This is a genomic window from Kribbella ginsengisoli (genome assembly GCF_039537185.1).
GTDB lineage: Bacteria > Actinomycetota > Actinomycetes > Propionibacteriales > Kribbellaceae > Kribbella > Kribbella koreensis.
Genome location: NZ_BAABAA010000007.1, coordinates 445863 through 459366 on the forward strand (window position 1 = coordinate 445863; position 13504 = coordinate 459366).

At 68.5% G+C, this 13504-nt stretch carries 15 protein-coding genes; 6 read left to right on the forward strand and 9 right to left on the reverse strand.

The genetic code is table 11. From position 1 onward, the window contains the following. Window positions 1-14 precede the first annotated feature (14 nt). Window positions 15-887, forward strand: coding sequence for an aminoglycoside phosphotransferase family protein (locus ABD768_RS25595; protein ID WP_344844707.1), 873 nt, complete (start codon window positions 15-17; stop codon window positions 885-887). Here ABD768_RS25595 and ABD768_RS25600 read toward each other — a convergent pair. Together ABD768_RS25600 and ABD768_RS25605 are read right to left on the reverse strand one after the other, a co-directional pair. Beyond that, the gene (locus ABD768_RS25600; RefSeq protein WP_344844710.1) at window positions 884-2326 is read right to left on the reverse strand and encodes an alpha/beta hydrolase; all 1443 of its coding nucleotides are present in this window, start codon (window positions 2324-2326) and stop codon (window positions 884-886) included. The two genes, ABD768_RS25595 and ABD768_RS25600, sit on opposite strands and share 4 nt — an antisense overlap. Before the next feature lie 121 nt (window positions 2327-2447). Next, a complete protein-coding gene (locus ABD768_RS25605; protein ID WP_344844713.1) occupies window positions 2448-2810 on the reverse strand; it encodes a nuclear transport factor 2 family protein in 363 nt (120 codons plus the stop codon). 118 nt (window positions 2811-2928) lie between these two features. Between ABD768_RS25605 and ABD768_RS25610 the strand changes: the two genes are divergently transcribed. Further along, entirely contained in the window at window positions 2929-3720 is a 792-nt protein-coding gene (locus tag ABD768_RS25610; protein WP_344844715.1) for a helix-turn-helix domain-containing protein, read from the forward strand. A gap of 170 nt (window positions 3721-3890) precedes the next feature. On the opposite strand, the gene ABD768_RS25615 is transcribed toward ABD768_RS25610, so the two are convergent. Further along, window positions 3891-4928 (reverse strand): hypothetical protein, encoded by a 1038-nt coding sequence (locus tag ABD768_RS25615; protein ID WP_344844718.1) that lies wholly within the window; start codon window positions 4926-4928, stop codon window positions 3891-3893. Then, entirely contained in the window at window positions 4925-5443 is a 519-nt protein-coding gene (locus ABD768_RS25620) for a SigE family RNA polymerase sigma factor (protein WP_343967203.1), read from the reverse strand. Before ABD768_RS25620 ends, ABD768_RS25615 begins: the two co-directional genes overlap by 4 nt. Window positions 5444-5631: 188 nt before the next feature. Between ABD768_RS25620 and ABD768_RS25625 the strand changes: the two genes are divergently transcribed. Then, window positions 5632-6840, forward strand: a complete 1209-nt coding sequence (locus ABD768_RS25625) for a hypothetical protein (protein WP_344844720.1) — start codon at window positions 5632-5634, stop codon at window positions 6838-6840. Between the two features lie 7 nt (window positions 6841-6847). Beyond that, window positions 6848-7204 (forward strand): hypothetical protein, encoded by a 357-nt coding sequence (locus tag ABD768_RS25630; protein ID WP_344844722.1) that lies wholly within the window; start codon window positions 6848-6850, stop codon window positions 7202-7204. Window positions 7205-7413: 209 nt separating this feature from the next. Here the strand turns inward: ABD768_RS25630 and ABD768_RS25635 are convergent, their stop codons facing one another. The 5 genes from ABD768_RS25635 to ABD768_RS25655 all read right to left on the reverse strand — a co-directional run bounded on the left by ABD768_RS25635 (window position 7414) and on the right by ABD768_RS25655 (window position 12351). Beyond that, complete coding sequence (locus ABD768_RS25635) at window positions 7414-7899, reverse strand: hypothetical protein (RefSeq protein WP_344844724.1); 486 nt, start codon at window positions 7897-7899, stop codon at window positions 7414-7416. Continuing rightward, complete coding sequence (locus ABD768_RS25640; protein ID WP_344844726.1) at window positions 7896-8438, reverse strand: SigE family RNA polymerase sigma factor; 543 nt, start codon at window positions 8436-8438, stop codon at window positions 7896-7898. Before ABD768_RS25640 ends, ABD768_RS25635 begins: the two co-directional genes overlap by 4 nt. An 84-nt stretch (window positions 8439-8522) precedes the next feature. Further along, on the reverse strand, window positions 8523-9857 hold the full coding sequence (locus tag ABD768_RS25645; protein WP_343967192.1) for a GGDEF domain-containing protein: 1335 nt from the start codon (window positions 9855-9857) through the stop codon (window positions 8523-8525). 182 nt (window positions 9858-10039) lie between these two features. After that, window positions 10040-11581, reverse strand: coding sequence for a helicase HerA-like domain-containing protein (locus ABD768_RS25650; protein WP_343967190.1), 1542 nt, complete (start codon window positions 11579-11581; stop codon window positions 10040-10042). 65 nt (window positions 11582-11646) lie between these two features. Continuing rightward, window positions 11647-12351, reverse strand: a complete 705-nt coding sequence (locus tag ABD768_RS25655; protein ID WP_343967188.1) for a L,D-transpeptidase family protein — start codon at window positions 12349-12351, stop codon at window positions 11647-11649. 131 nt (window positions 12352-12482) lie between these two features. Between ABD768_RS25655 and ABD768_RS25660 the strand changes: the two genes are divergently transcribed. After that, window positions 12483-12776, forward strand: a complete 294-nt coding sequence (locus tag ABD768_RS25660; protein WP_020388608.1) for a type II toxin-antitoxin system VapB family antitoxin — start codon at window positions 12483-12485, stop codon at window positions 12774-12776. 24 nt (window positions 12777-12800) lie between these two features. Beyond that, the gene (locus tag ABD768_RS25665) at window positions 12801-13364 is read left to right on the forward strand and encodes a LytR C-terminal domain-containing protein (protein WP_343967186.1); all 564 of its coding nucleotides are present in this window, start codon (window positions 12801-12803) and stop codon (window positions 13362-13364) included. Window positions 13365-13504 lie beyond the last annotated feature (140 nt).

Below are 13504 nucleotides of genomic sequence, written 5' to 3' on the forward strand. Positions count from 1 at the left end.
GCTACGGTGCCCCAATGATCTCGTTGCCGGAGGCCTTCCTTGCGATGCCGCGGTGGTGGACCGAGGGCGGCGAGTGGCTGGCTGGGCTGCCTGCGGCGGTTGATCGGCAGTGTGAAATGTGGGGGCTCGAGATTGACGGGCCGATCTCCCATGGGTCGAATGCGATCGTCGTCAGGGTGAGCCGAGACGATGAGCAGCTGGTGCTCCGGATGTCCCCGCCCGGCCCCGACCTCCCCGAGCATGCCCGGGCGCTCCGTTGGTGGGACGGCCGCGGGACGGTTCGCCTGTACGACGTCGACCTCCCGCGCGGCGCCATGCTGCTGGAGCGCCTCGGCGACTCCCTCCTCGACCAGCCCATCGGCGACGCGATGGCCGTCCTCGGCCGCTTGATGCGCCGGCTCGCCGTACCCGCGCCCGCCGATGCCGTGTCGACCGCAGCCAACGTGAGCGGCCGCACGCCCCAGTTGCAGGCGGACTGGGAGCGCCTCGGCAAGCCCTTCGACCAGGCTCAGCTCACCGAGGCGCTCCGAGTTGCCAAACATCTGTCCCACACCACGAGCGGTCTCGCCGCCAACGGCGACTTCCACGCCGACCAGGTACTACGAGGCGCCCGCGAACCCTGGATCGTGGTCGACCCCCTCCTCTATCGCGGCGACCCCGAATGCGATCTCGCCCGGACACTGCTCACCCGCGTCGACGAGATGGCCGACGGCGCCGAGATCCGCGACCACTTCGCCACCATCGTCTCCGAAGCCGAACTCGACCCCGAGCGGGCGCGCGACTGGGTCGTCTTCCGGGCCCTCGACTACGGACTCTGGGGACTCGCCCACCGCCTGACCATCGACCCCGAACGCTGCCGCCGAATCCTCCAGGCCTTCGTGGACTAGCCGCACGTGGACCGCTTGGGCGGCAACTTCCCGTCGAGCAGGTACTCCGCGATCGCCCCACGAGCACATGGCGAGTTGAAGTAAGCCGTGTGCCCGATGGCGTCATCGGCCAGCAACAGGTGACTGCCCCTCACCTGACGCGCCAGCCCCCGCGCGTTGCTCACGGGCGTCGACGGGTCATGCGTCGTCGAAGTGATCAGGATCGGCGGCGCGTCCTTCACCGGCGTCGGCTGCCACGGGTTGCTCGGCTCAATCGGCCAGCCCGAGCACGCGGCGGTCATCGCCCACCCCTCCACGGCGGCGCCCACGCGCGGTGCGATCTTCTCGGCGAGGGCGATCCGGGCCTTCGCGTCGGCGTACCCCTTCAGTTCGCCGGGGAAGTCCATGCACGACACCGCGGCGTACGCCGTCTCGTAGTCGGCGAGATAACTCACCTGGGCGAACAACGTGCCGTCGCCCTTCACCGCCTTGGCGATCCCCTCGGCCAGCGACGGCCACGGGTTGCCGATGAAGTCGGTCCTCGGCAGCAGCGCCGGCAACGTCATCCGCATCGTGTCGCCGGTGACCGGCGGGTGGTCGGGCACCTGCAGCGGAGTCTTGTCGGCCTTGGCGACCAACTTGTCCCAGACGGCGCCGACGTCCTGCCCGTGCAGTGCGCACTGGGCATCGGTGGAGCACCAGGCGGCGAAGCGGTCGAAGGTGTCCTCCATGCTCTTCGCCTCATTGAGCGTGAACCGGGTGGCTCCTTGAGCGTGATCGACGATGCCGTCGAGGACCATCCGGCCGATATGGCGCGGGAAGAGTTGGGCGTACGTAGTACCGAGATAGGACCCGTAGGACAGGCCGATGTAGTTGAGTTCGGCTTCGCCGAGGGCCGCCCGGATCGCGTCCAGGTCACGGGCGGCCGTGCGGGTGTCGAGGTTGCGCACCAGGTCACCATGTTGCTTGAGGCAATCTTCTCCGGTCTTGCGGCTGGAGGCGACCATCGCGGCGTACTCGGCCTTGCTTTTGGGAAACATCGGTACGCCGGGACGCAGCACCGGCCCACAAGCGAGGGCCGTACTGAGGCCGGTCCCGCGTGGGTCGAAGCTCACCAGGTCGTAGCGCTCGCGATAGTCCGGGAACACCTGGTCCGCCAGGCCCTCGGCGAAGATCGATGCCCCGGCTCCACCGGGGCCGCCGGGGTTGAAGGTCAGCGAGCCGAGCTTGTGCGCTTGATCCTTCGCAGGTACTCGCGCGACGTAGATCTGCGTCTTCACTCCGTCCGGCTTCGACCAGTCCAGCGGGACGGTCAGATATCCGCACTGCACCACGCTGTCCGGTTTGCACGGGCTCCACTTGATCCCGGCCGGCTCGGCGATCGCATTACCCGGCACCAAGGCGAGGATGACGGCGGCGACCACCGTCGCCAGAACTCCTTGTTTCCAACGCTTTTCCATACCGTCGAACCTAAGCGGCCGGGTGGGCCGGCGGACATCCCCCATCCGTCGGGCCGCCGGCCCCGACGAAAGTCGTAGCCGGCCCCTGACCGGCCCCTGGTTCCAGGGGCCGGTGCCGTCCTCAGTGGGCGGGGGCGAAGTCGAGGAAGCCGATGACCTCGGTGATCTTGCCGTCGTCGGTGAGAGTGACGACATCGGTGCCGCCTGCGACGGGTTGCTGGCCGGGGGCGGCGAGATGCCAGGACCAGCGGAGGTGGTTGTGGTGTTCGTCGACGGTGCCGGTGAGGGAGAAGGCGTGGCCGGGGAACATCTGGTGGGCGGTCTCGACCATCTTCGTCAGGCCCTCGTGGCCGGTGACCTCGAAGCTCGGGTCGGTGAAGGTGCCGTCGGAGGACCAGGTCTGCTCGATGATGGCGGCCCGGGCGTCGGCGTCGGCCTCGTTCCACATCGCGAAGTACCGGGTGGCGATGGTGCTGGCGTTCATGGTGTTTCTCCTCGGTTCGGGTTGGTCTCGATGACCAGAACCTTGCCGCCGGATGGTGCGGGCGGTCGATGACGTCGGAGGTAATGAGGGTGACCACCTGAGCGGTTACGGTCGGGGCATGACCGCGACGATCGACGAGACGTTCCAGCGCCCGGTGGGTGAGCTGCTGCGCGGCTGGCGGGAGCGCCGGCGGCTCAGCCAGCTCGATCTGGCCAACCAGGTCGAGGTGTCGACCCGGCACGTGAGCTTCGTCGAGACCGGGCGGTCGAAGCCGAGCCGGGAGATGGTGTTGCGGTTGGCCGAGCATCTCGAAGTACCGCTGCGCGATCGCAACCAGTTGCTGCTGGCGGGCGGATATGCGCCGATCTACACCGAGGCGTCGCTGCATTCACCGGCGATGCTGGCGATTCGGGCAGCGCTGCGGCGATTGCTCAAGGCACATGAGCCGTATCCGGCCCTGGTCGTCGACCGCTGGTGGAACATCGTCGAATCCAACGCGGGCATCGCGTTGTTCACCGAGGGAGTCTCGGCCGAGCTGCTCAAACCGCCGATCAACGCCCTGCGCCTCACCTTGCACCCCGACGGCCTCGCGCCACGGATCGGCAACCTCCCCGAGGTCCGCGCCAGCGTTCTGACCAGCCTCCACCGCCAGGTCGCCAGCACCGCGGACCCAGAACTCCAGGACCTGTACGACGAACTGCGCCAGTACTCCAGTGGCGAGCGGACGGAGATCGCCGCGGCCTCCGAGGTCGTCGTACCGCTGAAGCTCCGGCACGGCGATCACCAACTGTCGCTGCTGACCACGATCGCCACCTTCGGCACACCCCTCGACGTCACCGTCTCGGAGCTGATGATCGAGTCCTTCTTCCCCGCCGACGAGATGACCGCCGAGTACCTCCGGGAGAACTGATGCTGCCGGACGACCAACTCGCCGACTCCCGCGAACTGCTGCTGCAGGAGCACGCGCGGCAGGTCGGCCAGCTGGACATCGCGCGGGAGTTGGCAGATGGAGCCACCGGCGAGTAGAGGTCGATTCTCTCGTCTCGCTGGTGGCTCCATCGGCCTTTTCGGGGGGAAGGCCTACCGGTTGAAGGAGGGTGTACCGGTGGGCAACGGGTTGTGGGGCTTGCCGGGCCAGCTCGGCGTGGCGGTGGGCCACGACGGCTTGGGCAGGGTCGGCTTGGTGGTCGGGACCGGCGGGAGCTGGGGCTTGCCCGGCAGCGTCGGCTTGGTGGTCGGTACCGGGGGCAGGGTCGGCTTGCCCGGCAGGCTCGGCTTACCTGGCAGCGAAGGCGCGGTGGTCGGCACCTGCGGGAGCTCCGGCTTGCCCGGGAGCGAGGGCTTGGCGGTCGGGACCGGAACCTGAACGCACGGCGGTACCGGCGGGTGTGACGGGGTCGGGACCGGCGGGAGCTCCGGCTTGCCCGGCAGGGTCGGCTTGGCCGTCGGAAGCTTCGGCAGGGTGGGCTTGCCCGGCAGTGACGGCTTGGTCGTCGGGAGCTTCGGCAGGGTGGGCTTGCCCGGCAGAGTCGGCTTGGTCGTCGGCACCGGCGGTAGCGACGGCTTGCCCGGCAGGGTCGGCTTGGTGGTCGGTACCGGCGGCAGGGTGGGCTTGCCCGGCAGGCTCGGCTTCCCCGGAAGGCCCGGCTTCCCTGGCAGGGAAGGCGTCGCGACGTGCGGCAGGGTCGGCTTCGTCGTCGGTACCGGAGGCAGGCTCGGCTTACCCGGCTTACCCGGCTTGCCCGGCAGTGTGTACGTCGTGGTCGGTACCGGCACGTGCGGCTTCTTCACCGGCGGCACCTCGACCTTGATGCTGGCCGACACCTCCACCTTGCCCGGCACCTTCGGCAGGCAAGTGGGGTCGACCGTCGGCGTGGGGACCGTGACCGGCACCGGCGGCTTGCCGCCACCCGCCAGCAGATTCTTCACGTCGGCAGGTCCCCCGACCGCGGCGGACACTGTAGCGACAGTGCCGGCGAGGGCAGTCACGCCCGCCGCGGCCAGTCCTCGGCGGATCCAGGCGAGCCGGCGGCCACGACGCATCAGGTCGGCCGGGTCGGGCTGCCAGGGCTCCAGGTCGTACTCGAGCGCGCTGCGCACCCGCTGCTCGTCGGTCATACGTTTCCTCCAACAGTGGTGTCGATCAGGTCGGGTGCCAGACGCAGCTTGGCCAGTGCCCGGGACGCCGTGCTCTTGACGGTCCCTGCGGCCATGCCGAGCAATTCGGCGGTCTCTGCCTCGGAGAGGTCCTGCGAGTAGCGCAGCGCGACCACGGCCCGCTCCCGGACGGTCAGACCAGCCAGGGCCGCGAGTACGGCCTCCCTTGTCTGCACCTCCGCGGAGAAGTCGGCGACCTCGCGCTGGTCCCAGTCGTTGTCGACCGGGTCACTCGGGACCTCGTTGGACCAGTGCCGGCGAGACGCCGACAAGAAGCGGTTCACCAGCACCCGGCGTACATAGCGAAGCGGGTCACCGTCGAGCCGGTGCCACTTCGGGTAAGACCGCATCAACGCTTGCTGCACGAGGTCCTCGGCCGTATGCCGATCACCGCACAACATCTCCGCGAACCGGAGCAATCGGGTCGACTGCGCCCGCACGAAATGCTCGAAGTCGGCGTCCGCGGTCCGGGTCATCGATTCTCCTCAGCTTCAGCCTCTGTCACACCCGGTAGAACCCGCTGGGTCACCACTTAGGTTCTGTTCGTCACCAAGTAATCTTCAGAAATTTATTCACGAGCTATACACGGAGGCGGTTTGTTTGTCACATTGGGTTCACCGGGTGATCGCACCCGGTGACCTTCACCGCCCCGGAGGTACCAGTCATGCATCTCACCGCCAAGCTGCGAACGGCGGCCTGTCTGGCCGTCGCCGTCGCCATCAGTCCGCTCGCGCTCGCGGCCGGACCCAGCTCAGCAAGCCCGACCGACCCGGTCAAACCGGCTGCTCAGCCAGTGGACGGCTCGACCAACGTCCGCGTCGACGGGCAGCGGATCATCCTCGGCGACGCGCCGGCCTCGATGGGCTCGGTGGAAGTCCGGCAACGGTCGGGCATCGCCAACCTGGCGCCGGTACGGTTCGCCTCGGCCGCCTCAGCCGTCGTGGTCAACTACACCGCCGGTACGCCGGACAGGTCGACGGCTGAGGTCGACGTACGGGCGTTGGTCAAAGACCGTTGGACGGAATGGACGCCCGCCAAGGCAGGGCAGCCGACCGCGTTGCCCGACGCCAGCGACCAGGTGCAACTCAGGATCATCGTGATCGCGCCGCCGCAGGGTGGCAGCCCGTGGATCAGCGATGTCAGCGTCCAGCCCACGGACAAGGCAGCCGAGAGCCGAATGACGATCCAGGCGGCTCCGTTGAAGTCGCACGTGTTCGCGACTCGCGAGGGGCTGGTCGGCGGTACGACGGCCAACGGACACGTCATCGCGAGCCGCGATCACTTCGTCGCGTTGCCGTCGCGGCGTGGGCTGGCGAGCAACGGATCGGGCAGCTACACGGTGAAGGTGTGCACCGCCAGCCGGTGCGCGTTCGAGCCGGTGTGGGACGTCGGGCCGTGGAACACGAAGGACGACTACTGGAACCCGGGTGCCACCCGGGAGATGTGGAAGGACCTGCCGCAGGGCAAGCCCGAGTCGCAGGCGGCGTACCAGAACGGCTACAACGGCGGGAAGGATCAGTTCGGCCGGACGGTCGCGAATCCGGCCGGGATCGATCTTGCGGACGGCGTCTTCTGGGATGCACTGAAGCTCACGGACAACTCGTGGGTAGACGCGACGTACCTGTGGACGGGGGATGGTGGACGCGGGACTGTGTCGATCTCGTCGGGCTATCTGAACGTCCGCAACTCCGCGAGCTCCAGCGGCGCCGTTGTCGGGATGGCGGGGAAGTCGGCGCAGGTGACGGTCGAATGCCAGACGACTGGTCAGAGCGTCACGGGATCGCAGGGCACAACCAATGTGTGGTTGCGCGTCCATGCCGGGATGTATGTGTCGAAGGCTTGGATCTCGGCTGGTTCCTTCGGCGCCTGCTGAGCTCACCATGTTCCGAAGAACCGGAGTTGTGTGCCTCCGGTTCTTCGGAACAAGTCACTTCCTGGGCGCCTGGCTCGGGGTCGGCGGCTGCTGGGGAGTGGGCCAAGTGCTGGGCGTCTGCCCGGGCTGCTGCGGGGTAGGCCAGCTGCTGGGCGTCTGCGCGGGCGGCTGCTGCGGGGTAGGCCAAGCGCTGGGGGTCTGCCCGGGGGTCTGCCTGGGTGTCTCCGTGGGCGGCTCGGCCGGGCGCGGCGTCGGGGCGTTGCTCGGCGTCTGCCTCGGGGTTTCGGTCGGCGGTACCGGAGCGTTGCTCGGCGTCTGCTGGGGCGTTTCGGTCGGCGGCATCGGGGCGCTGCTCGGGGTTTGAGAGCTTGGCTTGGGCGGGTTGCCCGGACCACCGTCCGCGGCGGCGGAGGCAGCCAGGGCGCCACCCGCGAGCGCCATCACGGCCACCCCGCCGGCCACGAGTTGTTTGATCAGGGTCTTCGTCATTTGTTGCCCTCCGCAAGGTTTTCTCACTGTCGGGCTCAAGGACGCGACCGGCCAGCGAAAAGGTTCTGCCGGATCAGTAGGCAATCATGGAGTGCCGGGCGTCTGCGGCGGCGCCGGACTGCTCGGCGTACCGGTCGGCGGCGAGGCCGGCGGCTGTGGGGTGTTGGCCGATGGCGTCTCGGGTGGCGTCGGCGTACGGGCGGACGGGGTGAAGGGCGGCGGGGTCTTGTTCGGAGGTACGAGTGGCACCGGTTGGCTGGTCGGTGCCTGGGACGGTTGACCGGGGGTCGGCGTACCGGGGTTGGGAGTACTCGGGGTTGCGCTCGGCCGCGGCGTGCTCGGCGTACTGATCGAAGGCGTCACCGGCTGCTCGATCACTGGGCTGCCGCTCGGCCGCATCCCGACGAGCACACTGACCGCGACCACAACCAGTACTCCGCCAGCGGACGCCCCGCCGGCCACAATGCCGCGCCGGCGTCGGCGGTGTGCCCCGGCGATCACCTTGGCCGGGTCGAGCGGCTCGATGCCACCCGGCGGCCGCAGTGCCTCCCGCAGGTCTTCGTCGTTCATGACTGCTCCCCCGCATAGCTGCCGCTCAACTCGGGGGCGGCCCGCAACTTCTGAAGGGCCCGGGCGTTCGCGCTCTTCACCGTTCCCACCGCGATCCCGAGGGTGGCCGCGGTCTGCGCCTCGGTCAGGTCCTCGACGAATCGCAGCACCACCACGGCCCGTTCCCTTCTCGTCAGCGTCGCCAGCGCCTCGGCGATCGCGATCCGGTGCTCCACCCCGGCACTCGGGTCTTCGGCGTACTGCAGCGAATAGCCTGCCTGCTCGTCCAGTTCGGCGGTGCTCCCAGTCGGCCGCTCCCTCCACAGCCGACGGCGAACCCAGGACAGATGCTGGTTGACGACGGCTTGCCGGACATAGGCGAAGGGGTCGCCGAGCTCGATCCGGTCCCAGCGCAGGTAGGCCTTCTCCAGCGCCGTCTGGACCAGATCCTCCGCCAGCTCGGCATCCCCGCACAGCATCCGCGCGAAGTGCACCAACCGCGCCGACCTGGCGAGTACGAAGGCCGTGAAGTCCTCATCGCGACTCACCGCCCGCTGCATCCACTCTCCTGCCCTCAGCCATCACGTCCCACCCAGAGGACGCCGCCCACCACCGAAAGGTTCTGCGCGACCGAGGAAAAGCTTCTAGCGGTGTTGGAGATCTGCTGGGGTCGGGCGTGGGAGGGCGGTCCGCTCCGGGCCGGATTGGCGTGGGGGTAGCTGGAGGTCGGCGGCCAGGCGGACTCGGTCGCGGCCGGCGGCCTTGGCGGCGTACATGGCCCTGTCCGCCCGGAGGAGGAGGTCGTCGACCGTGCTGCCGTCCGCTGGGTAGACAGCCACACCGATGGAGACGGTGAGACGGAAGGTGTCCGGGTCGAGGTCGGGATCGTCGAGGACGCCGGCGCACATCGCGGCCAGCGGACTGCCGGCGACTGCTGAGCGGAGGCGGTCGGCGGTGACCGTGGCGTCGTCCAGATCGGTATCGGGGAGGGCGATGACGAACTCCTCACCACCGAACCGGCCGATCACATCCTTGGTACGGATCGCCGAGCGCAGGATCGTCGCCACCGCGCGCAGTGCCTCATCGCCGACCAGGTGGCCGTGCCGGTCGTTCACCTGCTTGAAGTGGTCGATGTCGATCAGCAGGACCGCCATCGGCTCGCGCTGGGTGCGAGAGGTACGGAGCATCTCCTCGGTCCGGCGCCGCCACCAGTCGACCCGGCCGAGGCTCGTCTTCGGGTCGGTCTGCGCCTCGGTCTCCAACTGGCCGAGCAGCAACGCGCGCTGGGCGGTCAGCGTGATCGGGATCGCGACGAAGGCGAACCACGGGCTGACCAGCGTCGCCGCCGCGAGCAGGGCGCCGAGCGTGCCGGCCGTCGCGTCGACGCACAGGTCGTCCTTGTCGCCGATCGCGTCCTGCCGGCTGCTGCCCGGCACGATCAGGGAGATCGCCAGGCCGCAGAGCAAAGTGTCGGCGGCGAGATAGGCCAGAGCTCCGGCCGCCATCGAGACGACCAGACCGAGATCGCCGCCGCCGGTGAGGTCCAGCGCCGATTTGTAGACCGCGTGGGCGGCGCCGACGGCGAGGACGCAGACGGCCGTCGAGAAGGCCCACCGATAGGGGATGCACTTGCCGGCCCGGATCCGCCACCAGCTCCGCAGGAGGAGCACGACGATGATCGCCAGGGCCGGGTGGAGGATCAGCGCGGCCGCGATCATCCAGGCTGGCGCGAGGTCCTTGTGCAGCGCGCCACCGCGCCGACGCCGGCTCTCGACCCTTCGCGCGCCCTCGACCGAGATCAATGCCGAGACGGTCAGCGCGAAGACGACGGTGAGTCCGCTCCAGGACTGCACCTCGGAGAACGCCTCGAAGCCGTAGGCGATCGCCGCGAGGTCCACGAGCACGACCAGGCCGAGCGCTGGGACCGACAGCGTCCACAGCGCCCAGGAACGTACCGCTCGCCTACTCTGCGCGACCATTGCCTCTCACGGTACGTCGAGTGAGGGTTTGGTCCCAATCCGCTACGGCGTGCTGTGGATAACCAGTTGGAAACGAAAATCAGTCGTTGAGCGATCAGTCGTTTGATCAAGGATCAATGATCGCCGTACGGAGGGTGACTATTCGATCAGGATCGAATAGTCACCCTGGCGAGGGCGTTCGGTCAGCGCTTGCGGCGGGCGGCGCCGAAGAGGCCTCTCACGATTTCCCGGCCGGCGGTGCGGGCGAACTGTTTGAAGGCCGAGGAACCGACTACCTGCTCGACCATCGACTTCTCGTGCTTCTGGGGGCGGGGAGCCGGCGCCGCCTTGGGTTGCGGTGCGGACTTGGCTTCTTCCTCCGCCTGCTGAGCGCCGGCCTGGACCCGGGCGGCCAGCTTCTCGTAGGCCGATTCGCGGTCGATGACCTCGGTGTACTTCGCGTTGCCGGCCGACGCCTGCACGGCAGCGGTCAGCTGCTCGGCCGTAGCCGGCGCCATCAGCGACTGCGGGGCGCGCAACCGGGTCCACGCGACCGGGGTCGGCGCGCCCTTCTCGTTCATCACCGTCACGATCGCCTCGCCGATACCGAGCTGGGTCAGCACCTCGCCCAGGTCGTACGACGAGTTCGGGAAGGTCGACACCGTCGCCTTCAGCGCCTTCGCGTCGTTCGGGGTGTGCGCCCGCAGCTGGTGCTGGACCCGCGACCCGAGCTGTGCCAGCACGTCGTCCGGCACATCCTTCGGCGTCTGGGTGACGAAGAAGACGCCGACCCCCTTCGACCGGATCAGCCGCACGGTCTGCGCGATCGAGCTCAGGAACGCCTTCGACGCGTCCGCGAACAGCAGGTGCGCCTCATCGAAGAAGAAGACCAGCTTCGGCTTGTCCACATCGCCCACCTCGGGCAGGTCGTGGAACAGGTCGGCCAGCAGCCACATCAGGAAGGTCGAGAACAGCGCCGGCCGGTCCTGCAGGTTCGGCAGCTCGAGCAGCGACACGACGCCCTTGCCGTCGCGCTGCTGCATCAGGTCGGCGGTGTCGAACTCCGGCTCCCCGAAGAACGCCTCTGCCCCCTGGTCGGCAAACCCGATCAGGGATCGCAGGATCACCCCGGCCGTCGCCGCCGACAGCCCACCGAGGTCCTTGAGGTCGTCCTTGCCCTCGTCGCTGGTCAGGTGTGTGATCACCGACCGCAGATCCTTCAGGTCCAGCAGCGTCAGGCCCTGCGAGTCGGCGTAGTGGAAGATCAGCCCGAGTGAGGACTCCTGTACTTCGTTCAGCCCGAGCACCTTCGACAGCAGCACCGGCCCGAAGGACGTGATCGTGGCCCGGATCGGAATGCCGGTGCCCTGTCCGCCGAGCGCGTAGAACTCGGTCGGGAAGCCGGTCGCCGTCCACTCCTGGCCGATCGTCTTGGTCCGGTCGAGCAGCTTGTCACTCGACTGCCCCGGCTGCGAGATGCCGGACAGGTCGCCCTTGATGTCGGCCGCGAAGACCGCGACCCCCGCAGCCGACAGCTGTTCGGCCATCAGCTGCAGGGTCTTGGTCTTGCCTGTACCGGTGGCGCCGGCGACGAGCCCGTGCCGGTTCACCATCGAGAGCGGGATCCGGACCGCCGCCTCGGGTTTCGGCGTACCGTCCACCAGCAGCGCGCCCAGCTCGATCGCCGGCCCCTCGAACGCGTACCCCTGCTTGACGGTTTCCACGACGTCGGCTGACTCGGCCATCTCAACGTGCCTCTCGAACGTACGAAGGGAAGCTTCCCCGTGCGTTCGAGATGCTAGTGGGATTGTCAGCGGATGACGACGACCCTGACGGAAGTCGCCGCGAAGGACCAGATCGTGGCCGACATCGAGGCGGAGACCCGGATGCAGCCGTGCGAGGCCTTGGAGTTGGTGCCGAGCAGCCAGTCGGCGTGGATCTGGGCGCCGTTGCTCTTGTACGTCGGGATCTGGTGGAAGCCGATCCCGCACGGCGCGAACCGGACGAAGTTGTTCAGGTAGAGCCGGCCGCCGTCGGTGTTCTTGCGGATCCGGGCCGCCCGGCCGCACTTGGCGCCGCTCGTGTAGGTGCCCGGCTTCAGGTACGTCGGGTTGTCGATGATGCCGCCCTGGCGCACCACCTTGCCTCTGGCATCGACCAGCCAGACCCAGTTCTGGCCCTGACTGATCACGATCCGGCGACCAGTTCCGGTACGCCGGGGAACCGCGCGCACGTCACAGCGCTTCGCCGTGGAGGCCAGCAACCGGGCGTACGTCGTACTGTTCAGCGCGCCGGTCTGGCTCAGCGCGTTGGCGGACTGGAATCGCACCGTCGCCGCACTCGTCATCGCCCCGGCCTTGCCGTCGACGGGTCCCGGTGTGCAGCCGAGCTTGGTCAGACGGGTCTGGGCCGCCTTGGTCTGGGTCACGGTGAGCGCGTCGGCCGGGATCGTCGTACCGGCGACAGCCACCGCGAGGGCAGCCATCCCGACGCCTATTCGGGTCAAAGTCCTCATTTTTCTCCCCCAACTAGTCCTTAACCCCATGAGACGCCCGGGGACCGGTTCTGGTTGAGTGCTCGGCGCGTCTTTTTCCGGTGACATTCCTGACCTCTCACCGACCCTCCTTCCCGGCTAGACTCCGGTGGGTGATCTTCAAGCGCGTCGGCGAGGAACGGCCTTACCCGGACCACGGGTACAAGCCGAAGGACTGGTCCGTGCTGCCACCGAGGCAGGTGCGGCTCGACCAGCTCGTGACGACGAAGGGCACCTTGGACCTGAACGCGCTGCTCGACGAGGACTCGACCTTCTACGGTGACCTGTTCGCCCACGTGGTCGAGTTCAAAGGCGAGATGTACCTCGAGGACGGCCTGCACCGCGCCTTGCGCGCGGCGTTGCAGCAGCGTCTGGTCCTGCACGCCCGGGTCCTGGTCGTGGACTGATTCGATGAGTCGGGGGACTGTCAGATGAGCGCCTTCCACCCACAGCCGCGCCCACACCCGCGGATCCAGTGGCGGACACCGATCACCATGGTGGTGCTGCTCGGCGTGCTCGTCGGCGGCGGCTGGTGGGGCTGGAACTCGCTGACCCAGAGCAGCGCCGAGCCGAACTGCGTCGACACGAAGATGGCGAACGACCGGCTGACACCCAAGCAGGTCTCGGTGAACGTCTACAACGGCGGCGCCAAGGCCGGTACCGCGGCTGCGGTGGCGACCATTCTGCGCAAGCGCGGGTTCCACGTCGCCAAGGTCGCGAACGAGCCGAACGGCGACAAGATCACCGGCGTCGCCCTGCGCGGTACGGAGGCCAACGGCCCCGAGATGCGGCTCGTCGCCGGCCAGGTGAAGGGCAAGGTCAAGCCCACCGCCGACAAACGCCCCGACCACACCGTCGACCTCGTCCTGGGCCAGGGCTACCTCGGCCTGCGCGAACAGGGCATCCCCTCGATCACCCTCCCCAAGAACACCACCCTCTGCCTCCCCAGCATCCGCCCCACCCAGCCGGTCCCGTCGGGCCAAAACCCCAACTGACCCCCCGGCCACCCTCACCCCTCGCCCGCACCCCACCCCACCCTTCACCCCACCCCGCGCCCTTCACCCCACCCCCGCGCGACATCTAGGGGTTAACCCCTGAGTCGGTGGGTTGCCCAGCGAGAATCTGAGGGGGCAAC